We start from the raw sequence: 24,228 nt of genomic DNA, 5'->3' as shown, positions 1-24,228 counted from the left end.
GACCTGGGGAGACCAGGTCAGCCGCCGTTTCAGGCGCTACGCGTGGATCACACGTCGTAGTAGAGCTCGAACTCGTGCGGGTGCGGGCGCAGGGCGATCGGGGCGATCTCTTGGGTGCGCTTGAGGTCGATCCAGGTCTCGATGAGGTCCTCGGTGAAGACGTCGCCTTCGAGGAGGAAGGCGTGGTCGGCCTCGAGGGCGTCGATGACGGCCGGGAGGGAGGTGGGGACCTGGGCGATGCCCTCGTGCTCCTCCGGGGGGAGCTCGTAGAGGTCCTTGTCGACCGGGTCGGCGGGCTCGATCTTGTTGCGGATGCCGTCGAGGCCGGCCAGGAGCTGGGCGGCGAAGGCCAGGTACGGGTTGGCCGACGGGTCGGGGCAGCGGAACTCGATGCGCTTGGCCTTGGGGTTGGAGCCGGTGATCGGGATCCGGATGCAGGCCGAGCGGTTACGCGAGGAGTAGACCAGGTTGACCGGGGCCTCGAAGCCGGGGACCAGGCGGTGGTAGGAGTTCACCGTCGGGTTGGTGAAGGCCAGCAGCGACGGGGCGTGCTTGAGCAGGCCGCCGATGTACCAGCGGGCGGTGTCGGACAGGCCGCCGTACCCGGACTCGTCGTAGAACAGCGGGTCGCCGTTGCTCCACAGCGACTGGTGGCAGTGCATGCCCGAGCCGTTGTCGCCGAAGATCGGCTTCGGCATGAAGGTCGCGGTCTTGCCGGCCTGCCAGGCGGTGTTCTTGACGATGTACTTGAACTTCATCACGTCGTCGGCCGCCTGCAGCAGCTCGCCGAAGCGGTAGTTGATCTCGGCCTGGCCGGCGGTGCCGACCTCGTGGTGGGCGCGCTCGACGGTGAGGCCGGACCGCTCCAGGGCCAGCGTGATGTCGTCACGCAGCTCGCCGAAGTGGTCGGTCGGCGCGACCGGGAAGTAGCCACCCTTGTAGCGGACCTTGTAGCCGCGGTTGCCGCCGTCCTCGACGCGGCCGGTGTTCCAGGCGCCGGCGATCGAGTCGATGGAGTAGTGCGAGGAGTTCGCCTTGGTCTCGAAGCGGACGTCGTCGAAGACGTAGAACTCGGCCTCGGGCGCGAAGAACGCGGTGTCCGCGATGCCGGTCGACTTCAGGTACTCCTGCGCCTTGCGGGCGATGTTGCGCGGGTCGCGCGAGTACGCCTCACCGGTCAGCGGGTCGTGCACGAAGAAGTTGACCACCAGCGTCTTGGCGCTGCGGAACTCGTCGATGAAGGCGCTGGTCGGGTCCGGCAGCAGCTTCATGTCGGACTCGTGGATCTGCTGGAAACCGCGGACCGACGAACCGTCGAACGCCAGGCCGTCTTCGAAGACCTCCGGACCGAACGACGACACCGGGACGGTGAAGTGCTGCATGATGCCCGGCAGGTCGCAGAACCGGACGTCGACGATCTCGACGCCCTCGTCCTTGACGTAGGCGAGCAGCTCCTCAGCGCTGGAAAACATACGTACTCCTCGGGGTGGCTCAGAGATTACAGCTGAACGTAGGGCCTGCCGATTACTCGGCCATGACCCCAATGTTTCGCGGATGTTACGCCCAGCGTGTCCGCGCTGACCCACTGGTGTACGGCGGTGACGCCCTGAGATCTTCCGGACCGCTGATCGGACTCTCTCGGGGCTTCCGTAGGCTAGCCATCATGGCATCATCGGCCCAGCCGGGCACAGGACCCTCCGGAGAGTTCCGTTTTCCGGGCAACCGGCTCGGCCTGCCCGAGGCCGGCCCGGGCTCGGCCGCCGGCTGGGGACGCCGCATCGTGGCCCTCCTGCTGGACTGGCTGATCGCCGGTCTGATCGCGTCCGCGGTCACCGGCAAACCGATCTGGGCCGGTGGCAACGACTTCAGTACGGCGCAACTCGTCACGTTCTTCGGGATGAGCGCGATCCTGGGCGGTCTGGCCGGCGGCACGATCGGTCACCGCGCGCTCGGTCTGCGCGTCCTCAGCCTCAAGGCCGGTCCGAACTCCACCGGGTACGGCGCTCAGGTGGGGCTCCTCGGCGGCGTGATCCGCGCCGTACTGCTGTGTCTGTTCCTCCCGGCCGTCGTCTTCGACCGCGACCACCGAGGACTCCACGACCGCGCTGCGAACACGATCGTCGTACGGCGCTGATCTGGCAGTTCCCTGCCACCTCACACGCAGTGAGCGTCCGGCGCGCCAGGATCAGTGTCGTGAACCTCGCTGTGACCCGAACCGCCGTACTCGCCGCAGGACTGCTGATGCTGGCTGCCTGCGGCTCGTCGGGGGAGCAGGCCACGACCCCTAGCGCGAGTGTTCCAACGGCGTCGGCGACGCCTCCCCCCACGCTGTCGCCGACGCCCACACCTACTGCCACGCCCACACCTACTGCCACGCCCACGCCGACTCCCACGGTGAAGCCGAAGCCGACACCGACGTCCCCGCCGAAGGCCAAGGACGGCGCCGACGTCGCCGCCTGCCGTGACGGCCGCTGCGAGGTGCTGGTCAAGCCGGGGACCTCGGTGCGCTTCAACGGCGGGACGCTGAAGGTCGGCAAGATCGGGAAGTTCATGGAGTTCACGATCACCGGCAACTACGGCGGCAGCGGCCAGCTCGGCCCCGGCTGCGTGGTCACCTTCAAGCCCGGCGGGGTCGCCACGCGCTGCGGTACCAACCTGCCGTCGCAGGCCAAGGACCCGCGCGGGATCACCCTGCGCGTCCCCTACGTCGGGATGAGCCGGGCGATCCTCAACATGCACAAGGTCTAGCCGGGAATGGTTGCCGGTGGCAAGTAGTTAGCGGCGGGTGAACCGCAGCTGGACGTCGTCCAGGTACTTGGTGCGGAAGCCGGCCTCGGAGTAGGCGAGGTAGAACTCCCACATCCGGCGGAAGGTGCCGTCGAAACCGAGGTCGGCGATGGCCGGCCACTGGTCGATGAAGCGGTTGCGCCAGATCCGCAGGGTGCGGGCGTAGTCGCCGCCGAGGTGCCGCAGGACCTCGGTCTGCAGGCCGGTGTGCTGGGCGGTGACCTCCTCGATCACCTTGACCGACGGGATCAGGCCGCCGGGGAAGATGTACTTCTGCACCCAGGTGAAGGTGTTGCGAGTGGCCAGCATCCGCTCGTGCGGCATCACGATCGCCTGTACGACGGCAATCCCGCCCGGCGCGAGCCGTCGTTCGATCGCATCGAAGTAGACCGGCCAATACTTCTCGCCGACCGCCTCGATCATCTCCACACTCAGTACGGCGTCGAACTCGCCGATCTGATCGCGGTAGTCCCGCAACGCCACCTGCACGCGGTCACTCACGCCCGCGTCGGCGATCCGTCGCTGCGCGAGCAGCGCCTGCTGGGAGGCGATGGTGATCGCGGTGACCCAGGCGCCGCGCTGGGCCGCGCGAATCGCGAGACTCGCCCAGCCGCAGCCGATGTCGAGCACCCGGGACCCGGAGACCACGCCGGCGGCGTCGAGGATCGCGTCGAGCTTGTTCAGCTGCGCCTGCGTGAGTTCGTCGTACGACGCCTCGCCGAGCCCGACCGTCGGATCGGGGGTGTCGAAGTAGGCGGCCGAGTACGTCAGCGTGGAGTCGAGGAACTCGGAGAACATCGCGTTGCTGAGGTCGTAGTGCCGGCTGATGTTCTCGCGGGCACCGGCGCGGTCGTTCTCCTGCTCGCCGGGCTGGGTGCGCGTCACCAGCCAGCGCAGCGACTGCGCCCACTTCGGCAGCAGGTGTCGGGTCTCCTCGTTGCTGAACCGCTCGGCGAACGGCACCAGCAGGTCGGCCAGATCGGTCCCGGGCTCGGGATCCCAGTCGCCGGCCAGGTAGGCCTCGCCGAAGCCGGAGCCGGCGTCCTGCCCGAGCCGGTCCAGGAAAGCGGCGCTGCGGTGCACCCGCATTGCCGGGCCGCCCGAGCCGTACGACTTGTTGTCGAGATGAATGGTCGCGGGCAGGTCCTTGGCGATCAGACGGATCGCGGCCAGCGCGCCGACCCGGCGTACCGGGTTCGACCGCGGCCTGGCCAGCGTCGGCCACGTCTCGGCGACCGGCTGGTGCACCGCCGGCATCAGATCCGTCATGACTTTCTACCTCACCCCTAGAACCGTCCTGGCCGCACTCTATGGCCGATTGCCATCCGCCCGCTGCGACACGAGGCACAGGACTGCTGTTAGCCAGGCACAAACAGGCCCATGCCTAGTCAAACGCCGCTGAGCCACATCGGTTACCCGTCTTATTCCGGTTCAGACCGGTGACCCTGGGGTACCAGTAGCGTCGCTTAGTGACCAAACAAGCGATCGAACCGCCTGTGGGTGCACAGAGCTCGGCCCCTGCTCACCTGGGGTGGGCAGGGGCCGATCGGTCCTGGGGTCAGCGGCCCTTCATGGCCTGCCGGGCGCCCTTCATGCTCGTCGGCACCGGGCCCTTCGGCATCGGGACCTGCGGGCGGACGGCGTCGAGCGCCTTCAGCCGCTGGAGCAGGTCGGTGATCTCCGACGGCTGCAGTGCGGCCGGGAGCTTCATCACGTGCTTGGTCAGCTTGCGGATGTCGATCTCGTCCTCGCCCTGACCGGCCATCAGCGTGATCACCGGTGCGCCGCCGGCGACCCGGGAGTGCTTCTTGCCCTCGGCCGAGAGCAGGTTCTTCACCCGGCTCGGCTGGCCCTCGCCGACCAGGACGATGCCCGGCCGGCCGACGACGCGGTGCACGATGTCGGCGTTCTTGGTGACCGCGACCGCGGGCGTCACGTTCCAGCCGCGGCGCAGCGTCTGCAGCGCCGACGCGGCCGCGCCGGTCTGCCCCTCGATCTGGCTGTACGCCGCCTTCTCGACCTTGCGGCCGAAGACGATCGTGGCGGCCAGGAAGCCCAGCGCGACACCGAGCGGGATCCAGACCAGCAGCGGCCCGACCAGGAATCCGCCCAGGACCGCGAGCGCGACGATGCCGAGGAAGATCCCGGCGAGTACCAGGCCGACCGTCGGGTCGGACTTCTTGGTCAGCTGGTACGCCGACCGGATCTGCTTGAGCCGACTGGTCTTCTCTTCGGGCGCGTCGTTCTTGGCCATCTCTACCTTGTCCTGATCTATGCCGTGGTGGCGTTCATACGTGACTCGACGGCCTGACGGTACAGCCGTCCGGCGCGGTACGACGACCGTACCAGCGGACCGGACAACGCACCGGCGAAACCGATCTCCTCGGCCTCGGCCTGCATCTCCACGAACTCCTCCGGCCGGACCCACCGCTCGACCGGGTGGTGCCGCACCGACGGGCGCAGGTACTGGGTGATCGTGATGATCTCGCAGCCGGCCGCGTGCAGGTCCTTGAGCGCCTGGCTGACCTCGTCGCGGGTCTCGCCCATGCCGAGGATCAGGTTCGACTTGGTCACCAGGCCGTAGTCGCGGGCCTGGGTGATGACGTCGAGCGAGCGCTCGTAGCGGAAGCCGGGCCGGATCCGGCGGAAGATCCGCGGCACGGTCTCGACGTTGTGCGCGAACACCTCGGGCCGTGAGGAGAACACCTCGGCGAGCTGCTCCGGTACGGCGTTGAAGTCCGGCGCGAGCATCTCGACACCGGTGCCGGGGTTGAGCTCGTGGATCTGGCGGATGGTCTCGGCGTACAGCCAAGCACCGCCGTCCTCGAGGTCGTCGCGGGCAACACCGGTCACGGTCGCGTAGCGCAGACCCATGGTCCGGACCGACTCGGCGACCCGGCGCGGTTCGTCGCGGTCCAGGTCCGCCGGCTTGCCGGTGTCGATCTGGCAGAAGTCGCAGCGGCGGGTGCACTGGTCGCCACCGATGAGGAACGTCGCCTCCCGGTCCTCCCAGCACTCGAAGATGTTCGGGCAGCCGGCTTCCTGACAGACTGTGTGCAGCTGTTCGGATTTCACCAGCTTCGACAGGGCCTGATACTCCGGGCCCATCTTGGCGCGGGTCTTGATCCACTCGGGTTTGCGCTCGATCGGGGTCTCCGCGTTGCGCACCTCGAGCCTGAGCAGTTTCCGTCCTTCAGGGGCGATCGTCACAGCCCCCAGAGTACGCGCCCGCCGTCAGGGCCCACTCACCCGTACGCTGATGAGCTATGGCCACGCTTGAACTGGGGAGTACACCCGCAGCCCCGCCTGTGACCGGCGCCACTGTGGAGGCCTGGCAGCGGCCACGGCCGACCCGCCAGCAGCAGCGCGCCGACGTCCTGCTCGGCCTGGCGCTGGCGGTGCTGGGAGCGCTCGGTACCGAGTTGGCGCGCGGTGCGTATCCCGAGCCGGTCGATCTCGGGTTCGGCGGCGTCGAGGCGTACGTGCTGAGCGCCGCGGTCGCGCTGCCGCTGTGTTTGCGCCGCCGCTACCCGATCCCTGTCATGCTTGCGGTCGCGGTGCTGTTCATCGTCAGCGGCGAACGCGCGGGGTTCGCCTTCGGCGGCAACCTGGTCACCCAGTCCTCGATGTTCATGGCGATCTACGCGGCGACCGCGTGGTCGCGGGACCGCCGGCTGATGAAGGCGTCGGTCGTGCTGGTGTACATCGCGATGTTCGGCTGGCTGGCGCTGAACTTCGTCGAGGCGCTGCGGGCGAACTCGATCGAGGGCCCGAACAAGGCTTTGCTCTCGCCGTACGTGTCGAACGTCATCCTGTCGCTCGCGCTCAACGGGCTCTACTTCTTCGGCGCTTACTTCTGGGGCCGGACGGCGTGGGGGATCGCGCGCCAGCGGCAGGAGCTGGAGCGGCAGGCCGTCGAGCTGGCCGCACAGCAGGAGGCCAACGCACGGCGGGCGGTGATCGACGAGCGGCTGCGGATCTCCCGCGAGCTGCACGACGTGGTCGCCCACCACATCAGCAGCATCGGCGTACAGGCCGGGGGAGCGCGGCGGGTGATGGAGAAGGATCCCGAGGCGGCCAAGAACGCGCTCGGGGTGATCGAGGAGTCCAGCCGGACCGCGGTGAACGAGATGCGCCAACTGCTCGGCATGCTCCGCGCCGCCGACCCCGATCTCGACGTCGAGGCACCCGATGCCAAGGCGCCGCAGGCCGGTGCGGACCGGCTGCCGGCCCTGATCGCCGAGGTGAACGGCGAGGGCCTGGAGGTCGGGTTCCACCAGATCGGTGCGCCGCTCCAGCTCCCGAAGACGGTGTCGGTCTCCGTCTACCGGATCGCTCAGGAAGCCCTGACCAACGTACGGCGGCATTCGACCGCGCGCAGTGCGCACATCACCCTGCGGTACCTGGCCGACGCGGTCGAGCTCGAGGTGATCGACGACGGCCGCCCCAAGCATGCCCCGGTCGGTAGCCGGCTGGGCCACGTGGGGATTCGTGAGAGGGTCGGTCTGCTCGGTGGGGAGAGCGAGATCGGCCCCCGGCCGGTCGGTGGGTTCCGGGTCCGGGTGCGGATCCCGGTGCACGGTGGGTTCGACGGGAAAGAGAACGAATGATGCGCGTGCTGCTGGTCGACGACCAGGACCTGGTTCGGGCCGGGTTCCGGATGATCCTCTCGGTCGAGTCCGACATCGAGGTGGTCGGTGAGGCGGCCGACGGCGAGAAGGCGGTCGAGCTCGCGCTGCAGCTGCGGCCGGACGTCGTACTGATGGATGTCCAGATGCCGGGGATGGACGGGATCACCGCGACCCAGAAGATCGTGGCCGCCGATGCCGGCAAGGTGATCATCCTGACCACCTTCGACCGCGACGACTACCTTTTCGAGTCGCTCGGTGCGGGGGCCAGCGGATTCCTGCTGAAGAACACCGCACCGGAGGACCTGGTCGAGGCGATCCAGGTCGTTCACTCCGGGCACGCGCTGCTCGCGCCCGAGGTGACCCGGCGGGTGATCAAGCGGTTCACCGGTGGCGGTGAGCGCGTCTACCGCCCGGACCTGATCGCCGATCTCACCGAGCGCGAACGTGAGGTGCTCGGACTGATCGCCCGCGGTCTCACCAACACCGAGATCGCCAACCAGCTCTACGTCGGTGAGGCCACGGTCAAGACCCACGTCTCCCGGGTGCTGCTCAAGCTCGGTCTGCGCGACCGCGTCCAGGCTGTCGTCTTCGCCTACGAGTGCGGACTGGTCACGCCTGGCGATGATCTGGCCGGCTGAGCACAACCGCAACCAGCAGTACGACGACCGCCGCGCACCCGACGACCACTCCGACCGTGGACAGCACCAGGGGGAGCGCCAGTACGATGGCGACGCTGATGAGCGTGTACTCGCGCCGCATGACCGGCAGGTTGATGATTTGAGCATGCACCAGCCACACCATGGCCAGGAACACGCCTACCGGTAGGGCAACGGCGTACCCGATGCTCTGTGTGGTGTGTTCGACGGCCACCTCGAGGCCGGCGCCGAGTGCGGCCAGTGCGGCGAACAGGAAGTAGTGGCCGTAGCCCCAGTGGTACGAGTACGCACGGCGCTCGCTGAGGCCTTCTCCCGCGGGGTGGAGGAAGTAGAGCCACCACAGGGCGAACAGCAGCACCAGACCGGCACCTGCCACCAGCACGAACGAGCTGTCCACCGTGTGTGCGGTCACGGCGGCTTCCACGCCGCGGCTGGCCGCCAGAACGCTCTCGCCGAGCAGGATGATCACGAACAGCCCGTACCGCTCTGCGATGTGGTGTGGGTGCCAGTTGGTCGCCGGATGCCGCCACTCGGCCCACAGCGGTACGCAGAGCTCGAGCACCACCAACGCGATGAAGTAGGGCAGGGCCAGGTCGGCGAAGACGAGAGCCAGTGCCCAACCCACCTGGGTCGCGACGATGCCAACGGCGTACCGGAGTGCTGTTCGTCGTCTGACGGGATCCTCGTACGCCGCGCGCAGCCACTGCAGGACGAGGCCGGCTCGCATGATCAAGTAGCCGATCAGCACGGTGCGGTAGTCGCCTGTGGCCGCAGCGGCGGGCACTCCGGCCGCCAGCACCAGCACTCCGGCCATCTGCACCATCGTGAGCAGCCGGTACGGCAGATCGTCGGTGTCGTAGGACGACGCGAACCAGGTGAAGTTCATCCAGGCCCACCAGATCGCGAAGAACACCTGAAGGAAACCGAGCACCTCGGCGTGGCCCGCGGCGATGCTGTGGGCGAGCTCTGCGGTGACTGCGGCGACCGCCACCACGAAGGTGAGGTCGAACAGCAGCTCCAGCGGGCTCGACGCCCGGTGCGGCTCGTCGATCGGACGCGCACGCATCGGGATCCGGAAGCGAGTGGTCGGCATGACAGTGAAGACAGCCCAGCCGGCATCGGTGTGACGGCGGCTGTCACAACTCGGCGTACTGGCCTGTCTTTGCTCGTGAGTGGCGCCAGTCGGGCGCCTGTCTGACAGGAGGCTGGTTGTGAAGATCGTCGTGATCGGGGGCACCGGGCTGATCGGATCGAAGGTCATACGGCGGCTGGAGGCGCACGGCCACGAAGGAGTCGCGGCGGCGCCCAATACCGGCGTGAACGCGCTGACCGGTGAGGGCCTGGACGAGGTGATGACCGGGGCGGACGCCGTCATCGACCTGTCGAACTCGCCGTCGTTCGAGGACCAGGCGGCCCTGGACTTCTTCCGCACGGGCACCACCAACCTGCTCGCTGCCGAGCAGAAGGCCGGCGTCGTGCACCACGTCGCGCTGTCCATCGTCGGCAGCGAGCGGTCGCCGCAGATCGGCTACTTCCGCGCCAAGATCGCCCAGGAGGAGCTGATCAAGGCCTCCGGTGTCCCGTTCTCGCTGATCCACGCGACCCAGTTCTTCGAGTTCGTGAAGGCGATCGCCGACACCTCCGTGGTCGACGGCGTGGTCCGGATCCAGCCGGTGAACTTCCAGCCGATCGCCGGTGACGACGTCGCCGATCAGGTCGCCAAGGTCGCCGTGGGTGAGCCGCTGAACAGCCGGGTCGACATCGCCGGCCCGGACAAGGAGCGGATGGACGAGTTCTTCCGCAAGGCCCTGGCCGAGCTGAACGACCCCCGTGAGGTCGTGACCGACCCGGAGGCGACGTACTACGGCGCTGTGGTCAGCGAGGACGCACTGGTCCCGGTGGGCCCGGCCACGCTCGGCCGCATCCACTACGCCGACTGGGAGAAGAAATGACCGGCGACAACTTCCTGCACGAGCTAGAGGCCGAGACCGCGACGGAACTCGGCGCGCTGCAGGCCGCCGTACCGGACGCTGAGCTGCCGGTCGAGCAGTGGCTCGTCGACCCTGCTGAAGAGGCCATGGAGCAGGCCAGCCTGCAGAGCCTCCTCGCCGCGACGAAGGCTCTGGAAGAACCAGGGAACTGAACAGGACCGGCGCCGGGTGCGTGGCCGCGCACCCGGAGCCCTGCTCTAACTGCGTGGGAGCTTGTCCGGGTTCATCTGGACGTTGATCTGGTAGATGCCGTCGGCGGACGAGCTGAGCGTCAGGATGGTGCTGACGCGGCCGTCGACAGTCAGCGCTGCGGCCGGTGCGCCGTTCATCTGCGTCCAGACGACCTCCACGCCGTCCCAGAACCGGTCGTGGAAGGCGCGGAAGAACTTCGCCACCCGCTCCGAGCCGACCACCGGGTACTTCGACGCGCGCGCCTTGCCGTTCCCGTCGGACACGCTGGTCACGTCGGCCGCGAACAGTCCTTCGAGCTCCAGCAGGTCACCGGACTTGGCGGCCTGTACGAACGCCGTCAGCAGCCGCTGCTGCTCAGCCGCGTCCACCTCTACCCGCCGCTCGCCGTCCACGTGCTTGCGAGCACGGCTGACCAGCTGCCGCACCGCAGGCTCTTTCAGCTGCAGGATGTCCGCGATCTGGCTGTACGGGTAGTCGAACGCTTCCCGCAGCACGTACGCCGCCCGCTCGTTGGGGGAGAGGCGCTCCATCAGCAGCAGTACGGCGAACGCGAGCGCCTCACCGCGTTCCGCACCCAGGTACGGGTCCGCACTGGTGTCCACCGGCTCCGGCAACCACGGTCCGATGTACGACTCCCGACGTACCCGGGCGGACTGGGTCGCGTTGATCGCCAGCCGGGTCGTGGCGGTGGCCAGGTAGGCCGCCGGGTTGAGCACGACACTGCGGTCGGCGGTCTGCCAGCGCAGCCACACGTCCTGCACGATGTCCTCGGCCTCGCTGGCGCTGCCGAGCATCCGGTAGGCGATGCCGAACAGCCTCGGCCGCACCTCCCCGAAGACCGCGGCTGCCTGCTCGAGGTCGTCGCTCACAGTCGTCATCATCCTCCCTCGTCGTACCGTCACAAGCTTCGACCATCGGGACACGCCGAATGTGACATCTCGGCGCCGTGGCGTAGCCCACGTCCGGCTCTCCACCGTGCGGATGACCCCGGTGATCACCCTGGCGGCCGACGTTCGGCGGGGTCCGTAGTCGATAACTTTGGGTAGCGGCCGGGCGTACGTCCGGCCGAGGGGGTCAAGGTGACAGGAGCGGTGACGGATGCTGAGGGTGGCTGGGCTCACTCGGCGGTTCGGTGAACAGCTCGCGCTGGACGACGTGACGTTCGACGTCGTCCCAGGGCGGATGACCGGGTTCGTCGGGGCCAACGGTGCCGGCAAGACGACGACGATGCGGATCATCCTCGGCGTTCTGGCGGCCAGTGCCGGCGAGGTGCGCTGGCAGGGCGAACTGCTGACGCAGAAGCTTCGGCAGGACTTCGGCTACATGCCGGAGGAGCGTGGGCTGTATCCGAAGATGAAGATCCGCGACCAGCTGATCTTCTTCGGCCGCCTGCACGGGATGACGCCGAACCGCGCCGCGGAGCGGACCGACAAGCTGCTCGGCCGCCTCGGGCTGGGCGAGCGCGCGACCGACGTATTGGAGACGCTGTCGCTGGGCAACCAGCAGCGGGTGCAGATCGCGGTGGCACTGATCCACGAGCCGATCGCGCTGGTGCTGGACGAGCCGTTCAGCGGTCTCGACCCGCTGGCGGTCGACGCGATGGTGGACCTGTTGCGCGAGGAGGTCACGCCGGAGGTTCCGGTGCTGTTCTCCAGCCACCAGCTCGACCTGGTCGAGCGGCTGTGCGACGACCTGGTGGTGCTGTCCCGGGGCAAGGTCGTTGCCGCGGGCCCTGTTTCCGAGCTCGCCGCGAGCCAGAACCCGACGTACCGGCTGGTTGTCGAGGGTGACGCCGGCTGGCTGCGGGATCTGCCCGGTCTGCGTGTGCGGGACGTGGCCGGCGGTACGGCGCTCTTCGACGCCGAGGACTCGGGTGTCGCACAACAGATTCTTCAGCAGGCGATGAGCCGTGGACAGGTCCTGGAGTTCGGGCCGGAGCGGGTGGCTTTGAGTGACGTCTTCCGGGAGGCGACCCGATGAACGACCGGACACTGGATCGGCCGTGGCTGTTGATCGCCGAGCGTGAGATCACCACCAAGCTGCGGGACAAGACCTTCATCGGCTCCACCCTGGTGATGCTGGCCATCGTTCTGGCCGCGGTGTTCCTGCCCGCGATCTTCGGCGGGAGTGGTGGCGCGGACAAGATCGCCGTGATCGACGACGGCGGGGCGGCCGTCGTACAGCGGGCTTCGGAGACCGCGGGCGGCAACGCGTACGAGCCGCTGCGGGTCGCGGATCAGGCGGCCGCGGAGCAGGCGGTCACGAAGACCGACGCCACCGTCGCGTTGCTGCCGGGACCTGATGGGTACGTCGTCGTCGGCAAGGAGAAGGTGGACTCCGGGGTCGGGAGCGCGCTGCGGGAGGCCGCGGCCGCGGTCGGGATGGAGAAGAACGCGTCCGCGGTCAAGCTGACGCCGGAGGAGTTGCGGGCCGGCACCCGAGTGACCGAGAAGATCCTGGAACCGGGTCCGCTGCCGGGGTATGTGTCGGAGTTCGTGAACCTCGGCCTCGCGCTGGTGTTCTACATGACCGCGCTCGGGTTCGGGATGATGATCGCGCAGAGCGTCGTCCAGGAGAAGGAGAGCCGGGTCGTCGAGATCCTGGCCGCCTCGGTACCGATCCGGTCGCTGCTGTGGGGCAAGGTGCTGGGCAACACGGTGCTGGCGCTGAGTCAGATCCTGGTGATCGCGATCGCCTCGCTGGTCGGGCTGACGGCAACCGACCGGCTGGACATCTTGTCGGTCGTGGCACCGGTGGCCGGATGGTTCGTGGTGTTCTTCGTCCTCGGGTTCGTCGCGCTGGCGGGATTGTGGGCGGTCGCGGGATCACTGGCAACGCGGCAGGAGGACCTCGGGTCGACCACGCTGCCGGGGCAGATGATCCTGATGATCCCGTTCTTCTTCTCGGTGTTCGCCGGTTCGGAGGCGAAGACGATCGCGTCGTTCGTGCCGATCGCGTCCTCGATGTCGATGCCCGGGCGGATGCTGACCGAGGACGTGCCGCTGTGGCAGCCGCTCGCGGCGATCGCGATCCTGCTCCTGAGCACGGTGCTGATCATCCGGGTCGGAGCGCGGCTGTACGAGCGCACGCTGCTGCAGACCGGCCGCCGGCTCGGTTATCGCGAGGCGCTGTCGCTCAAGGCCGGGTGACCTATCGTCACGACCCGGGCAAACGTTACAAGGTTCGCCCGGGCTGTGATGAAACCGCAATCTTGGGTGCCTGTGTGCTGTGTGTCGACTTGGACTACGGTCTCAACGCATGAACGTGGAGCTGCGCCATCTCCGGGTTGTCGTCCTGGTTGCCGAAGCGGGGTCCGTCGGACGGGCCGCGCGCTGGCTCAAGGTCAGTCAGCCCAGCCTTACCGCGCAGCTGAAGCGGATCGAGGCCGCCTTCGGCGGTGAGCTGTTCGAACGCTCCCGGACCGGCGTCACGCCGACCGCACTAGGCCGGTACGCCGTCGACCGGGCCCGCGCGATTCTCGTCGACGTCGACCATCTCTCGGCGACCGTGTCCGCGATGACGGCGGTCGAGTCGAGCGCCGTACGGCTGGGTGGTTTCCCGACCGCACCGATGTCGGGGGTCGCTCAGCGGCTGCGGGACCACGGCCAGATCGAGCAGGTCAGCATCGAGGTCGAGTGGTCGACGAGCGTGCTGCTTCAGCAGTTGGAGAGCGGGCGACTCGATTTCGCCTTGCTGCGTGAGTTCCCCGGCTTCGAGCTGCGGCTTCCGACGGGGGTCGAGGCGTGCACGGTGGTCGAGTCGGAATCCGCGTACGTGGTGATGTCCGCCGAGCATCCGTTGGCGCTGGTCGGTTGCGACGAGGTCGACCTGGCTGCCCTGTCCGGCGAAGAGTGGATCGGTGAGCCGCCCGACGACAGTGGCTTCCACGTGCTCTTCCGCGCCGCGTGTGAGCAGGCCGGCTTCCAGCCGAAGGTCGAGCACCACTCGGTCGACACCTCGGTCCTGATGGGCTTCGTCACCAGCGGTCAAGGCGTCGCGCTCGTCTCACCGACGTCGTACCGGATGTTGTCCCAGGACGTCATCACGCGACCGCTGAGCGGCGACCCCATTCACCGGCGTCTGTTGCTGGCGTGGAGTTCTGACTCACCGCGCGCACAGATGGCCTCTGACGTGCTGTCCATGGCGACGGCCGCGTACGACGAGGCGCTCGCCCAACACGCCCGTCGCGACCAGCCGCACCATCACATGCATGTGGCGTGAGCCGTAAAGGCCTCACGCCACATGATGTTGCTGCTCAGGCTCCGGCGGGTCGAATCCCCGGGGTGTTGAAGGGCCCCTCGAACGCGCTCACGTGGAACTCGCCAGTGTCCTCGGGATCTTCCATCCGCTCCCGGTACTGCTGACCCACCCGCTCGGTCCCGCCGACTGGCTCAGCAAACGCCTCAGCTGCCTGCCACCCGCCGCCGTCCGCCATCCGCTCAGCCGCCTTAGGCTTCTCCGGCTCAGCGGCTGGGGCGGTCGGATAGACAGCAGTCTCGTCACCGCTAGCCGAGCCGCCACCCGTCGGAGGATCAAACCGTTCATCGTCAGAATCCTCAGCCGGCGCACTGGCCTCAGGTGCAGGAGCGGGCGGAGCACTAGCCACCGGCGCACCAGGTGCGGGCGCAGCGGGAGTGGCAGCCGCGGGCGCAGGCTCAGGTGTTGCCGGGGGTTCCGGTGTTGCAGCGGGCTCGGCCGCAGCGGTCTGGTCGGCCGCAGGCCCGCTAGCTACCGGCGCATCAGCCGCCTCTGCACCAGCCTCGGGTGCCGTGTAGGCGGGCGGGGGAGTGCTGGCTACTGGAGCCGCCGCCACTGGCGTACCCGCCTCGGTTTCGGTCGGCGTCTCGGCGACCTCGCGGGTCTCTTGGTCGGCCGGTGCGGGCTCAGCCGCCGCGGTCTGGTCGACCGCATCGGCAGGTGCCGCCGTACCGGCTTGGGCGACCTCGCGGGGTTCTTGGTCGGCTGCGGCTTGTGTGGTCTCGTCGTGGTCCGCGGCGATGACCGTCACCTCGTCGGAATCCGACGCCGGCGCTGGTGCGACTACGGTTTCGTCGCGGTCGGAGGGGGCCAGGACCGTCTCGTCGTTGCCGTCGGCAACATCATCCGCGAACGGGGAGAAGGCGGCGGTCTGCTCGGGCGCGGACTCGGCGACCGGGAACTGCGCGGTCTGCTCATCCGCCTGATTGCGCGGGCGTTCCGGCTCCTCGTCGAACAGGTCGTCGTACCGGCTCGAAGGCTCGTACGACGGTGCCGCGTACGACTCGGCCGGGTAGGTGCTCGGGGCAACGGGATAGACCGCCGCGGCGGCTGCCTCCTGCTGCGCCTGCGCGGCTTCCTGCTCACGCTGCAGCCGCTCGGCCTCGACCCGCGCACGGCGACGACGCTGCACGCTCCGGACGATCAGCTGGATCGAGTACACCAGCGAGATCACAGTCAGGATCGGTACGACGCCGTTCAGCGTGTACTGGCGCGTCCCGTCGACCATGCCGTTCGTCACGCCCGGCACGTCGTCGAGGAAGTTCGTGGTGCGGTTCGGGATCCACAGCCAGCAATACACGAGCGTGCCGAAGGCAAGGAACGCACCGATCGCGGCCGCGCCGGAGAAGTACGACACGATCGCCCAGAAGACGAGCGCGCCTACACCGTAGGCAAGCGCCATCTCCTTGGTGTTCAGCTGAATACCGCCCGGCGCACCGAGCACCCCGAACACCGCCGGCCCGGCCAGTGCGACTGCCACCCCGAGCAAGAAGCCAAGAAATTTGGACACCCCTCCACCGTAGCGACGTTTGACCGTTACGCCTGGCAGACACTTCGCAACCACCTCAAGGGTGACTACTTTCAGTGCGCAACTCCCGTCGTACCTGAGCGATCCGATTGACAATCGATAGATTGCCAGCGATTCTCGATACATGCTGAGTGAGAATCGAGCGGTCGCCGCGCTCCGGGTCTTCCTGGTCGTGCTGTTCGCGATCCTGGTCGTGTTCCAGACCCTGTCCCTGCCCGGCCAGTTCCGCCATCAAGCCGAGGTGAATCCGGCCGACGCGGACCTCCGCTGGCCGGCCACCTTCGTTGCAGGCTTCGTGGTGCTCTGCATCCAGGTCGTCGTCGTATCGACCTGGATGCTGCTCACGATGGTCAAGCGCGACCGGATCTTCACCCCGGCAGCCACCTTCTGGGTGAACCTGATCATCGGCGCGATCGGCGGCGTCTGGCTCGTGGTCGGCGTCATCTTCCTGTACGTCGGAATCCACGCCGACGACCCTGGTCTGCCGATGGTGCTGCTCCTGCTGGAGGTCGTGATCACCGTGCTCGGGCTGCTGATGGTGGTGATGCGCGCCCTGCTCCAGCGCGCGACCACCCTCCGTACCGACATGGAAGCGGTGATCTGATGCCGATCGTCGTCCGGATCGACGTCGAGCTGGCCCGCCGCAAACTCAGCGTCGGCGAGTTCGCCGAACGTGTCGGCCTCACCCCGGCCAACGTCGCCGTACTGAAGAACGGCCGCGCCAAAGCGGTCCGCTTCAGCACCCTCGAAGCCATGTGCCGCGTCCTCGAATGCCAGCCGGGCGACCTCCTCGAGTGGATCGACGAAGACCCCGCCTGACGTCATCGGCGGTAGTGCTCGCTTTGTGGATGGTCGCTGCCAGCCTGTGGCACCAAGGATCCACAAAGGCGGGGTGGGCTGCCGAGGATCCGTCGGATGTTGAGGTTCAGGCCGACGGTGGGCTAGACGGTGAGGCCGTAGGTGATGCCGGCGGCCGGCTGCTCGGGGTGAGCGATGTCGGGGGTGCGGTCGTAGGCGTCCCAGGCGAGGAAGTGGTGGAGGTGACGGCGGACCGAGTCGAGGACCTCGGTGACCGGTACGTCGCGACCGAGTTCCTTGGAGAGCGTGGTGACGTCGGCGTCGGAGATCCCGCAGGGAACGATCCGGTCGAACCACGTGAGGTCGTTGTCGCAGTTCAGCGCGAACCCGTGCATGGTGACGCCGTGCGAGACCCGGATCCCGATCGCGGCGATCTTCCGCTCGCGACCGCGCTCGTCAGCGGCGACCCAGACTCCGCTGCGGCCCTTGACCCGGCCGGTCGTGACACCGAGCTCGGCACAGACCGCGATCAAGGCTTCCTCGAGGCGCCGGACGTAGTCGACGACGTACACATGCGAGGCCAGCTTGACGATCGGGTACCCGACGAGCTGGCCGGGGCCGTGCCAGGTGATCTTGCCGCCGCGGTCGACGTCCACCACTGGCGTCCCGTCGACGGGGCGTTCATGGGCTTCGGTCCGCTTGCCGGCGGTGTAGACGGGTGGGTGCTCGAGCAGGATGACGGTACCCGGATCGGTGCCCTCGACGACCTCCGCGTGCAAGCGCCGCTGCTCCGCCCACGCGCTCTGGTAATCCACTGCCTCGGCGCCGAACCCAGCCTCCACGTACCTGATACCCGTCACGTCAACGAGTGTAGGCCGGGAGCCTGTGGATAACTTCCGCGGGGCTGGCGGCGATCGGTGCATCCTCTTGGCATGGCACTCGAAGACCTCGCCGGCTACAGCCTGCGCCGGAGGCTCGGGTCCGGATCGGCCGGAACGCTCTGGCAGGTCCGCGACCTCGCCACCGGCCGCCATGCCGTGCTCAAACGCATCCCCGTCACAGCGATCCAGCGAGAGGAGCAGTTCCGCGACGAGCTGATGGTCCTGCAACGCATCCACCATCCGCACGTCGCCCGCGTCCTGGAGGTGCGCGAGACCGCTTCCGAGTGGCTCATCTTCAGTCAGTACGTCGTTGCCCTCAGCCTCACAAAGGTGCTGAGCCGCCGGGGGAGTCTGTCACCTGGTGAGCTCGTCACCCTGCTGAGCCCACTCGCCGACGCCCTCCACTACCTGCACCGCTGCGGCCTGATCCACGGCCACGTGACGCCCCCGAATGTGCTGATCGATGTCGAAGGCCGCCCGATCCTGACCGACGCAGCCCTGCACTCGCTGAACATCCGCCCGCTCACCGACCCACCATCCGAACCCCCGTCACCCGCCAACGACCGCCAAGCCCTCGCCGCCCTCGCCCTGCATGCCGGCGGTCCCGCGACTCTGTTCACTCCCGCTCTCTTCACCGAAACCCCGTCCCACCACCTGGCCGCCCACCTCCTCACGCTCACCACCCCGGAACCGATCCTCGTCGGCGACGACGACGACCTAACGCCAGACCTCCACCCGAGCGCCCTGCCACCCTCCGACGACGACCCCATCGAAACCTCACGTGGGCCGCTCGCCCCGCCGCCTTCCGAGCCGCCCACCCGACCTGCCCTGCAGCAACCGACCACTCCCGAGCTCCCAGCACCCAAACCGCTGCCGAGTCGACCCAAACGCCCCCGCCTGCCCAAGCTCATTCGCCGTACGCCGGAGCCCGCCGCCAACCCGCTGTCCCGGCTCGCCCCCACGTCCCTCACGAAGACCCACGTCGTCCTGCCCACCAGAACCCACATCATCGGCACCACCCACATCGAGCCCGCGATCAGTTGGTCCACGCCCCGGCCGACCCCAGACGCACCTCCAGCTGCCCCCGAGCCGACCCCGCCTAGCCCGCACGCGCCCATCGCCGACCGACGAGACCCACAAGCGTCACCCTTCGCTCTCGGCGCGAGGCCAGCCCGGTCGGCTGAGTCAGCGCCACCCCGCACCCTCACCCGTCGCTGCCCCTGGCGCCGACGCCACACCTGGTGGGGACGCCTCCGCACCGCGTGGAGTACCTCGAACCGCGAGGCGAGCGGTTCGCCGGTCGGCAGGTTCCGTGGGTTGCTCGCCAAACCCACCTTCGGTGTCGCGGGCGCTGTAGGGCTCGGGCTTGCGGTGCTGCTGGTGCTAGCGCTCGCAGCCCGATTGGTACTGGACCCTTCCGACACAGCCATCGCAGCATCCGAGCAGCCCTCCACAACACCGAGCACCGCACATCCCACCAACTCAACAGGTTCAGCCAGTTCACAGCCAACAACCCCAGCCAGCCCGCCAACCCCAACATCGACAGGAACCCCGACGACCTCCGGCCCAAGCCGGACGCACACTCCCGGCCCTGAGCGAAGCGTCGCCGAGTGGCTGAGAACCTTGCGGGCGCTGGATCTTCAACGTGCACAGGCGTTCCGGACGCTGGACGTCGCTCTCCTCGACAACATCTACATCCCTGGCAGCACACCCTGGCGCTCGGACCGCGCGCTCCTCGCCGACTACCGCAGCAAGGGCGTCCGCATCCACGGCCTCCAGCTGGAGATCGACAAGACCACCATCACCCGCCAAACCCCCACCACAGTCATCCTCCGCGCCACTGACCACCTAGCCGCCGGCCAAGCAGTCGACAAAACCGGCGCCACCACGCCCCTCCCACCCGGCACCCCCACCACCCACCTCATCACCCTCACCACCACACCAACCCCCACCGACCGTCAACGAGCGCAGGGCCAACCACCCGCCTGGCGCATCGCCGCCATCACCCCGCCCTGACCCAGCCGGCCATGGCCTAGTCGGCGAAGGCGGCACGCACGGCTTCGGGCGCGGTGGGGTAGGTGAAGGTGAAGCCCGCGGACTCGAGGCGGGTGGGCAAGGTGCGGTTGCTGCCCAGGAGTTCCCAGGCGAACTCGCCGAGGGCCAGCCGCATGACAGCCGCGGGGACGGGAACCAGTGCAGGCCGGTGCATCGCGGCACCGATCGCGTGCGCGACCTCGGCGTTGGTGGCGGGGGTCGGGATGGTGACGTTGACCGGGCCGGCCAGGGTGTCGTGGTCGGCGACGAAACGGGCTGTGCGGAGCCAGTCGGTCAGCGAGACCACGGGGAAGTACTGCTTGCCGGAGCCGAAGCGACCGCCGACGCCGAAGCGGAACGGCAGGGTCAGCAACTGGAACGCCGGAGCCTTGCGGGCGAGGACGACGCCGGTGCGCAGTGACGCGACCCGGCAGCCGGCGGCGCGGGCCGGTTCCAGGGCGCCTTCCCAGACGCGGACGACGTCGGCGAGGAAGCCGTCGCCGAGGGGAGAGTCTTCGGTGAGGATCTCGTCGCCGCAGTCGAGGCCGTAGCCGCCGACACCGCTCTGGGTGATCAGGGTGGGGCGTTTCTCCAACTGGGCGGCGGCGTTCGCCAGGGTGGCGGTGGTCGTCACGCGGCTCTCGCGGAGGGTCTTCCGGTACGTCGGAGTCCACGGCCGGCCGATGTTCGCACCGGCCAGGTTGATCAGGACGTCGGCGTCGCTGATGCCCGCGAGGTCCAGCTCACCACGGGCCGGGTCCCATTGCAGTTCGCCGGGAGCGGACGGCGTACGGCGGACCAGGCGGACGACGTCCTGGCCGTCGGCGGCGAGGTCGCGGGCAAGGGATCGGCCGAGGAAGCCGGAAGCACCGGCGAGCACGTACTTCATGCGGTTCGCTCCTTGCTAGAGATGAGACCGGCGCCGGTCCGTCGGAACGGAACCGGCGCCGGGTCGCGCAGTACTCAGAGGGATCAGACGTCGAACTGGGCCTCTTCGAGCCGCTGCTTGACCGCCGTCAGGTAGCGGGCCGCGTCGGCGCCGTCGACCAGGCGGTGGTCGTAGGTCAGGGCCAGGAAGACCATCTGGCGGATCGCGATGGTCTCGCCGAGCTCCGGGTGGGTGATGACGACCGGGCGCTTCACGACGGCGCCGGTCCCGAGCATGCCGACCTGCGGCTGGTTCAGGATCGGGGTGTCGAACAGGGCGCCCCGGCTGCCGGTGTTGGTGATGGTGAACGTGCCGCCCGCCATCTCGTCCGGCGTCACCTTGTTGTTGCGGGTGCGGTCGGCGAGGTCGGCGATCTTCTTCGCCAGGCCGGCGATGTTCAGGTCACCGGCGTTGTGGACGACCGGGACCATCAGGCCGCGCTCGACGTCGACCGCGATGCCCAGGTGCTCGGCAGCGTGGTAGGTGATCTCGCCCTTCTCCTCGTCGATCGACGCGTTCAGCTTCGGGTACTGCTTGAGCGCGTCGATGGCGGCGAGGGCGAAGAACGGCAGGAAGCTGAGCTTGGTGCCCTCGCGGGCCTCGAACTCGGCCTTCTTCGCGTTGCGGAGCTTGGCGATCTCGGTGACGTCGACCTCGACGACCGTGGTCAGCTGGGCCGAGACCTTGAGGCTGTTGACCATGTGGGCCGCGATCGCCTTGCGGATCCGGCTCATCTTCTCGGTCGTACCGCGCAGCGGGCTGATCGTCGCGGCCTTCGCGGCGGGAGCGGCGGCTGCTGCCGGCGCGGCGGCCGGTGCTGCGGCGGCCGCGGCCTTCTGGGCCTCGGCGGCGGTGATGACGTCCTGCTTGCGGATCCGGCCGCCGACGCCGGTGCCCTGGACCGCGTTGAGGTCGACCTGGTGCTCAGCCGCCAGCTTGCGGACGAGCGGGGTGACGTAGTTCGGGCCCTCGCTGGAGCTTCCGTTCGACGACGCGGCGGGCGCGGCAGCCGGAGCGGGAGCCTGTACGGCGGGTGCCTGGGCGGCCGGGGCCTGAGCCGGCGGAGCCGCCTGCGGGGCCGGCGCCTGTGCCGGGGGAGCTGCGGCGGGAGCGGGAGCAGCGGTTGGGGCCTGTGCTGCCGGAGCCGGAGCCGGAGCCGGAGCCGGAGTCGGTGCTGGTGCGGCGGCCGGTGCCGGAGCAGCAGCCGGAGCTGGGGTCTCGGCGGGTGCCGGGGTCTCCGCCTTCGGAGCCGGGGCGGGGGCTGCATCGCCGGAACCCACGATGGCGAGCTCGGCGCCGACCTCGACGGTCTCGTCCTCGGCGACCTTGATCTCCAGGAGCTTGCCGGCGACCGGCGACGGGATCTCGGTGTCGACCTTGTCGGTGGAGACCTCGAGCAGCGGCTCGTCGACGGCTACGTCGTCGCCGACCTGCTTGAGCCAGCGGGTGACGGTGCCCTCGGTCACGCTCTCACCCAGTGCGGGGAGGGTGACGGAGGTGCCCGAGTTGGAGGAAGAGGCAGCCTGAGGAGCAGGGGCTGGGGTTTCGGCGGGGGCCGGGGCAGCCTCGGCGGGCGCGGCCTGCTCGGCCGGTGCCTCGGCGGCGGGGGCGGCCTGGGCGGCCGGAGCCGACTCGGCGGGAGCGGCGGCCTGCTCGGCCGGTGCCTCGGCGGGAGCGTCGGCGGAGCCGGTGGACTCGCCGGCATCACCGATGACGGCCAGTTCGGCGCCGACCTCGACGGTCTCGTCCTCGGCGGCCTTGATCTCGAGGAGGGTGCCCGCGACGGGCGACGGGATCTCGGTGTCGACCTTGTCGGTCGAGACCTCCAGCAGGGGCTCGTCGACGGCAACCGTGTCACCGACCTGCTTGAGCCAGCGGGTGACGGTTCCTTCGGTGACGCTCTCCCCGAGGGCCGGCAGGGATACAGAGGTCGGCATGACGGTCGTTGCTCCTTCGTCTGATCGGTCGAGTGTCAGCCTACGGTGCCGCTGGCGCGGGCGGGACGCGGGTCACGCGAACCCGGGCTACCCGTCAGTCACAAACTTACTCGGGCACGCCAGCGGCTCCGGCAGGGTTCAGTCGTGGAAGTGCAGGGGCTTCCCGGCGAGCGCCATGTGGGCCTCGCCGAGAGCCTCGTTCTGGGTGGGGTGCGCGTGTACGAGCGGGGCGACGTCGGCCGGGTAGGCCTCCCAGTTGTAGACCAGCTGGGCTTCGCCGATGAGTTCGCCGACCCGCGAGCCGACCATGTGCAGGCCGACCACGGCGCCGTCCTTGGCGCGGACCAGCTTCACGAAGCCCGACGTCTTGAGGATCTGGCTCTTGCCGTTGCCGCCGAGGTTGTAGTTGAGGATCTCGACCTCGCCGTACTTCGCGCGGGCCTGCTCCTCGGTGAGTCCGACCGAGGCGACCTCGGGTTCGGAGTACGTGACCCGCGGGATGCCCGCCTCGTCGATCGGCGTCGGTTTGAGTCCGGCCAGGTGCTCGGCGACGAAGATGCCCTGCTGGAACCCGCGGTGCGCGAGCTGCAGCCCGGGCACGATGTCGCCGACGGCGTAGACGCCCGGCACGCTGGTCTGCAGGTTCGCGTCGACGGTGACGAAGCCACGGTCGAGCGCGACGCCGACCTCGTCGTACCCGAGGCCTTCGGTGTTCGGGCCGCGGCCGACGGCGACGAGCAGCACCTCGGCCTCGATCACCTCGCCACCGGCGACGGTGACGCGGACGCCGTTGTCGTGCGTGTCGACCGACTCGAACGGCGTACCGGTCTTGAAGGTGATCTTGCGCTTGCGGAAGGCGCGTTCCAGCGTCTTGCTGCAGTCGGCGTCCTCGGACGGGACGAGCCGGGGGAGCGCCTCGATGATCGTCACCTTGGTACCGAACGAGGTCCAGGCGCTGGCGAACTCGACGCCGATCACGCCGCCGCCGAGGATGACCGCGGACTCCGGCACCCGGTCCATGGTCAGCGCGTGCTCGCTCGCGATCACGCGGTTGCCGTCGATCGTCAGCCCGGGCAGCGATCGCGAGTAGGAGCCGGACGCGATGATGACGTTCTTGCCCGTGTACGTCGTTCCGTTGACCGCGACCGTGGTCGGCGACGTCAGCCGCCCCTCGCCCTCGATCACGGTGATCCCGCGGGCCTTCAACTGGCCCTGCAGGCCCTTGAACAGCCGGTCGACGACGCCGTCCTTGTACTTGTTCACGCCGCCCATGTCGATGCCCTCGAGCGTCGTCCGGACGCCGAACTGCTCACCCTCGCGGGCGGAGTCGGCGACCTCGGCGGCGTGCAGCAGGGCCTTGGTGGGGATACAACCGCGGTGCAGGCAGGTGCCGCCGACCTTGTCCTTCTCGACCAGGGCGACGGATTTCCCCAGCGTCGCGGCGCGCAGGGCCGCGGCGTACCCGCCGCTGCCGCCGCCGAGAATCACCAGGTCGTACGTCGTACCGCTGTCTGCCGGGTTCGTCACAGGTTCCTCCGTGGGCGTGTGGTCGGCGGGCCGGCTCCGGATCGCGGTTCCGGACCCGGCGTCATCTTCGCACGTCGCGAA

23 protein-coding genes are annotated in these 24,228 nt (G+C 68.8%); 12 read left to right on the top strand and 11 right to left on the bottom strand.

The window, feature by feature from the left end; all coding sequences use genetic code 11:
* Positions 1–47 precede the first annotated feature (47 nt).
* Positions 48–1,472, bottom strand: a complete 1,425-nt coding sequence (gene glnA, locus ACFVWG_RS37975; RefSeq protein ID WP_391548346.1) for a type I glutamate--ammonia ligase — start codon at positions 1,470–1,472, stop codon at positions 48–50.
* A 191-nt stretch (positions 1,473–1,663) separates the two neighbouring features.
* Between glnA and ACFVWG_RS37970 the strand changes: the two genes are divergently transcribed.
* Both ACFVWG_RS37970 and ACFVWG_RS37965 read left to right on the top strand, forming a co-directional pair.
* Positions 1,664–2,134: an RDD family protein gene (locus ACFVWG_RS37970; RefSeq protein ID WP_391548345.1), complete on the top strand. Its 471-nt coding sequence runs from the start codon at positions 1,664–1,666 to the stop codon at positions 2,132–2,134.
* A 59-nt stretch (positions 2,135–2,193) separates the two neighbouring features.
* A complete protein-coding gene (locus tag ACFVWG_RS37965) occupies positions 2,194–2,748 on the top strand; it encodes a hypothetical protein (RefSeq protein WP_391548344.1) in 555 nt (184 codons plus the stop codon).
* Between the two features lie 27 nt (positions 2,749–2,775).
* Here the strand turns inward: ACFVWG_RS37965 and ACFVWG_RS37960 are convergent, their stop codons facing one another.
* The 3 genes from ACFVWG_RS37960 to lipA all read right to left on the bottom strand — a co-directional run bounded on the left by ACFVWG_RS37960 (position 2,776) and on the right by lipA (position 5,997).
* Positions 2,776–4,056 carry a class I SAM-dependent methyltransferase gene (locus tag ACFVWG_RS37960; RefSeq protein WP_391548343.1) on the bottom strand — a complete coding sequence of 427 codons (1,281 nt, stop codon included), beginning with the start codon at positions 4,054–4,056 and terminating at the stop codon, positions 2,776–2,778.
* A gap of 289 nt (positions 4,057–4,345) precedes the next feature.
* The gene (locus ACFVWG_RS37955; protein WP_391548342.1) at positions 4,346–5,041 is read right to left on the bottom strand and encodes a DUF4191 domain-containing protein; all 696 of its coding nucleotides are present in this window, start codon (positions 5,039–5,041) and stop codon (positions 4,346–4,348) included.
* 17 nt (positions 5,042–5,058) lie between these two features.
* Positions 5,059–5,997 carry a lipoyl synthase gene (lipA, locus tag ACFVWG_RS37950; protein ID WP_391548341.1) on the bottom strand — a complete coding sequence of 313 codons (939 nt, stop codon included), beginning with the start codon at positions 5,995–5,997 and terminating at the stop codon, positions 5,059–5,061.
* Positions 5,998–6,053: 56 nt separating this feature from the next.
* Between lipA and ACFVWG_RS37945 the strand changes: the two genes are divergently transcribed.
* Both ACFVWG_RS37945 and ACFVWG_RS37940 read left to right on the top strand, forming a co-directional pair.
* Positions 6,054–7,397, top strand: a complete 1,344-nt coding sequence (locus ACFVWG_RS37945) for a sensor histidine kinase (RefSeq protein WP_391548340.1) — start codon at positions 6,054–6,056, stop codon at positions 7,395–7,397.
* The gene (locus tag ACFVWG_RS37940; RefSeq protein WP_344150191.1) at positions 7,394–8,056 is read left to right on the top strand and encodes a response regulator transcription factor; all 663 of its coding nucleotides are present in this window, start codon (positions 7,394–7,396) and stop codon (positions 8,054–8,056) included. Before ACFVWG_RS37945 ends, ACFVWG_RS37940 begins: the two co-directional genes overlap by 4 nt.
* On the opposite strand, the gene ACFVWG_RS37935 is transcribed toward ACFVWG_RS37940, so the two are convergent.
* Positions 8,028–9,167 (bottom strand): low temperature requirement protein A, encoded by a 1,140-nt coding sequence (locus ACFVWG_RS37935; protein WP_391548339.1) that lies wholly within the window; start codon positions 9,165–9,167, stop codon positions 8,028–8,030. The two genes, ACFVWG_RS37940 and ACFVWG_RS37935, sit on opposite strands and share 29 nt — an antisense overlap.
* A 118-nt stretch (positions 9,168–9,285) precedes the next feature.
* On the opposite strand from ACFVWG_RS37935, the gene ACFVWG_RS37930 reads away from it, so the two are divergent.
* Both ACFVWG_RS37930 and ACFVWG_RS37925 read left to right on the top strand, forming a co-directional pair.
* A complete protein-coding gene (locus tag ACFVWG_RS37930; protein ID WP_391548338.1) occupies positions 9,286–10,026 on the top strand; it encodes an SDR family oxidoreductase in 741 nt (246 codons plus the stop codon).
* Complete coding sequence (locus ACFVWG_RS37925) at positions 10,023–10,217, top strand: hypothetical protein (RefSeq protein WP_391548337.1); 195 nt, start codon at positions 10,023–10,025, stop codon at positions 10,215–10,217. The genes ACFVWG_RS37930 and ACFVWG_RS37925 overlap by 4 nt, the downstream gene beginning before the upstream one ends.
* Before the next feature lie 45 nt (positions 10,218–10,262).
* Here ACFVWG_RS37925 and ACFVWG_RS37920 read toward each other — a convergent pair whose 3' ends face one another.
* The gene (locus ACFVWG_RS37920) at positions 10,263–11,135 is read right to left on the bottom strand and encodes an RNA polymerase sigma-70 factor (protein WP_391548336.1); all 873 of its coding nucleotides are present in this window, start codon (positions 11,133–11,135) and stop codon (positions 10,263–10,265) included.
* 220 nt (positions 11,136–11,355) lie between these two features.
* Here ACFVWG_RS37920 and ACFVWG_RS37915 point away from each other — a divergent pair, with 220 nt between their 5' ends.
* From ACFVWG_RS37915 to ACFVWG_RS37905, 3 genes are all read left to right on the top strand, one after another.
* Positions 11,356–12,237 carry an ABC transporter ATP-binding protein gene (locus tag ACFVWG_RS37915; protein ID WP_391548335.1) on the top strand — a complete coding sequence of 294 codons (882 nt, stop codon included), beginning with the start codon at positions 11,356–11,358 and terminating at the stop codon, positions 12,235–12,237.
* Complete coding sequence (locus ACFVWG_RS37910) at positions 12,234–13,406, top strand: ABC transporter permease (RefSeq protein WP_391548334.1); 1,173 nt, start codon at positions 12,234–12,236, stop codon at positions 13,404–13,406. The genes ACFVWG_RS37915 and ACFVWG_RS37910 overlap by 4 nt, the downstream gene beginning before the upstream one ends.
* Before the next feature lie 109 nt (positions 13,407–13,515).
* Positions 13,516–14,478, top strand: coding sequence for a LysR family transcriptional regulator (locus ACFVWG_RS37905; RefSeq protein ID WP_391548333.1), 963 nt, complete (start codon positions 13,516–13,518; stop codon positions 14,476–14,478).
* 34 nt (positions 14,479–14,512) lie between these two features.
* Here ACFVWG_RS37905 and ACFVWG_RS37900 read toward each other — a convergent pair whose 3' ends face one another.
* Positions 14,513–16,024, bottom strand: coding sequence for a hypothetical protein (locus tag ACFVWG_RS37900; protein WP_391548332.1), 1,512 nt, complete (start codon positions 16,022–16,024; stop codon positions 14,513–14,515).
* Between the two features lie 142 nt (positions 16,025–16,166).
* Here ACFVWG_RS37900 and ACFVWG_RS37895 point away from each other — a divergent pair, with 142 nt between their 5' ends.
* Positions 16,167–16,646 carry a DUF2975 domain-containing protein gene (locus ACFVWG_RS37895; protein ID WP_391548331.1) on the top strand — a complete coding sequence of 160 codons (480 nt, stop codon included), beginning with the start codon at positions 16,167–16,169 and terminating at the stop codon, positions 16,644–16,646.
* Positions 16,646–16,861: a helix-turn-helix domain-containing protein gene (locus ACFVWG_RS37890; RefSeq protein ID WP_391548330.1), complete on the top strand. Its 216-nt coding sequence runs from the start codon at positions 16,646–16,648 to the stop codon at positions 16,859–16,861. Before ACFVWG_RS37895 ends, ACFVWG_RS37890 begins: the two co-directional genes overlap by 1 nt.
* Before the next feature lie 122 nt (positions 16,862–16,983).
* On the opposite strand, the gene lipB is transcribed toward ACFVWG_RS37890, so the two are convergent.
* On the bottom strand, positions 16,984–17,700 hold the full coding sequence (gene lipB, locus ACFVWG_RS37885; RefSeq protein WP_391548329.1) for a lipoyl(octanoyl) transferase LipB: 717 nt from the start codon (positions 17,698–17,700) through the stop codon (positions 16,984–16,986).
* Between the two features lie 72 nt (positions 17,701–17,772).
* On the opposite strand from lipB, the gene ACFVWG_RS37880 reads away from it, so the two are divergent.
* Entirely contained in the window at positions 17,773–19,737 is a 1,965-nt protein-coding gene (locus ACFVWG_RS37880; protein ID WP_391548328.1) for a protein kinase, read from the top strand.
* 16 nt (positions 19,738–19,753) lie between these two features.
* Here ACFVWG_RS37880 and ACFVWG_RS37875 read toward each other — a convergent pair whose 3' ends face one another.
* The 3 genes from ACFVWG_RS37875 to lpdA form a co-directional block, all read right to left on the bottom strand.
* On the bottom strand, positions 19,754–20,644 hold the full coding sequence (locus tag ACFVWG_RS37875; protein ID WP_391548327.1) for a TIGR01777 family oxidoreductase: 891 nt from the start codon (positions 20,642–20,644) through the stop codon (positions 19,754–19,756).
* A gap of 83 nt (positions 20,645–20,727) precedes the next feature.
* Complete coding sequence (sucB, locus tag ACFVWG_RS37870) at positions 20,728–22,620, bottom strand: 2-oxoglutarate dehydrogenase, E2 component, dihydrolipoamide succinyltransferase (RefSeq protein ID WP_391548326.1); 1,893 nt, start codon at positions 22,618–22,620, stop codon at positions 20,728–20,730.
* A gap of 138 nt (positions 22,621–22,758) precedes the next feature.
* Positions 22,759–24,147, bottom strand: coding sequence for a dihydrolipoyl dehydrogenase (gene lpdA / locus ACFVWG_RS37865; protein ID WP_391548325.1), 1,389 nt, complete (start codon positions 24,145–24,147; stop codon positions 22,759–22,761).
* Positions 24,148–24,228 lie beyond the last annotated feature (81 nt).

The organism is Kribbella sp. NPDC058245 (assembly GCF_042882005.1).
Classification (GTDB): domain Bacteria; phylum Actinomycetota; class Actinomycetes; order Propionibacteriales; family Kribbellaceae; genus Kribbella.
The sequence above is the reverse complement of the archived record's forward strand: the minus strand, read 5'-3'. Positions and strand labels throughout refer to the sequence as shown.

What these genes read in the sequence shown, in the direction of transcription:
- ACFVWG_RS37945 (WP_391548340.1), top strand. Translation starts at nt 6,054, where the DNA reads ATGGCCACGCTTGAACTGGGGAGTACACCCGCAGCCCCGCCTGTGACC.
- ACFVWG_RS37890 (WP_391548330.1), top strand. Translation starts at nt 16,646, where the DNA reads ATGCCGATCGTCGTCCGGATCGACGTCGAGCTGGCCCGCCGCAAACTC.
- ACFVWG_RS37955 (WP_391548342.1), bottom strand. Translation starts at nt 5,041, where the DNA reads ATGGCCAAGAACGACGCGCCCGAAGAGAAGACCAGTCGGCTCAAGCAG.
- ACFVWG_RS37910 (WP_391548334.1), top strand. Translation starts at nt 12,234, where the DNA reads ATGAACGACCGGACACTGGATCGGCCGTGGCTGTTGATCGCCGAGCGT.
- ACFVWG_RS37960 (WP_391548343.1), bottom strand. Translation starts at nt 4,056, where the DNA reads ATGACGGATCTGATGCCGGCGGTGCACCAGCCGGTCGCCGAGACGTGG.
- ACFVWG_RS37970 (WP_391548345.1), top strand. Translation starts at nt 1,664, where the DNA reads ATGGCATCATCGGCCCAGCCGGGCACAGGACCCTCCGGAGAGTTCCGT.
- ACFVWG_RS37880 (WP_391548328.1), top strand. Translation starts at nt 17,773, where the DNA reads ATGGCACTCGAAGACCTCGCCGGCTACAGCCTGCGCCGGAGGCTCGGG.
- ACFVWG_RS37940 (WP_344150191.1), top strand. Translation starts at nt 7,394, where the DNA reads ATGATGCGCGTGCTGCTGGTCGACGACCAGGACCTGGTTCGGGCCGGG.
- ACFVWG_RS37915 (WP_391548335.1), top strand. Translation starts at nt 11,356, where the DNA reads ATGCTGAGGGTGGCTGGGCTCACTCGGCGGTTCGGTGAACAGCTCGCG.
- glnA (WP_391548346.1), bottom strand. Translation starts at nt 1,472, where the DNA reads ATGTTTTCCAGCGCTGAGGAGCTGCTCGCCTACGTCAAGGACGAGGGC.
- ACFVWG_RS37875 (WP_391548327.1), bottom strand. Translation starts at nt 20,644, where the DNA reads ATGAAGTACGTGCTCGCCGGTGCTTCCGGCTTCCTCGGCCGATCCCTT.
- ACFVWG_RS37935 (WP_391548339.1), bottom strand. Translation starts at nt 9,167, where the DNA reads ATGCCGACCACTCGCTTCCGGATCCCGATGCGTGCGCGTCCGATCGAC.
- ACFVWG_RS37920 (WP_391548336.1), bottom strand. Translation starts at nt 11,135, where the DNA reads ATGACGACTGTGAGCGACGACCTCGAGCAGGCAGCCGCGGTCTTCGGG.
- sucB (WP_391548326.1), bottom strand. Translation starts at nt 22,620, where the DNA reads ATGCCGACCTCTGTATCCCTGCCGGCCCTCGGGGAGAGCGTCACCGAA.
- ACFVWG_RS37895 (WP_391548331.1), top strand. Translation starts at nt 16,167, where the DNA reads ATGCTGAGTGAGAATCGAGCGGTCGCCGCGCTCCGGGTCTTCCTGGTC.
- ACFVWG_RS37925 (WP_391548337.1), top strand. Translation starts at nt 10,023, where the DNA reads ATGACCGGCGACAACTTCCTGCACGAGCTAGAGGCCGAGACCGCGACG.
- ACFVWG_RS37905 (WP_391548333.1), top strand. Translation starts at nt 13,516, where the DNA reads ATGAACGTGGAGCTGCGCCATCTCCGGGTTGTCGTCCTGGTTGCCGAA.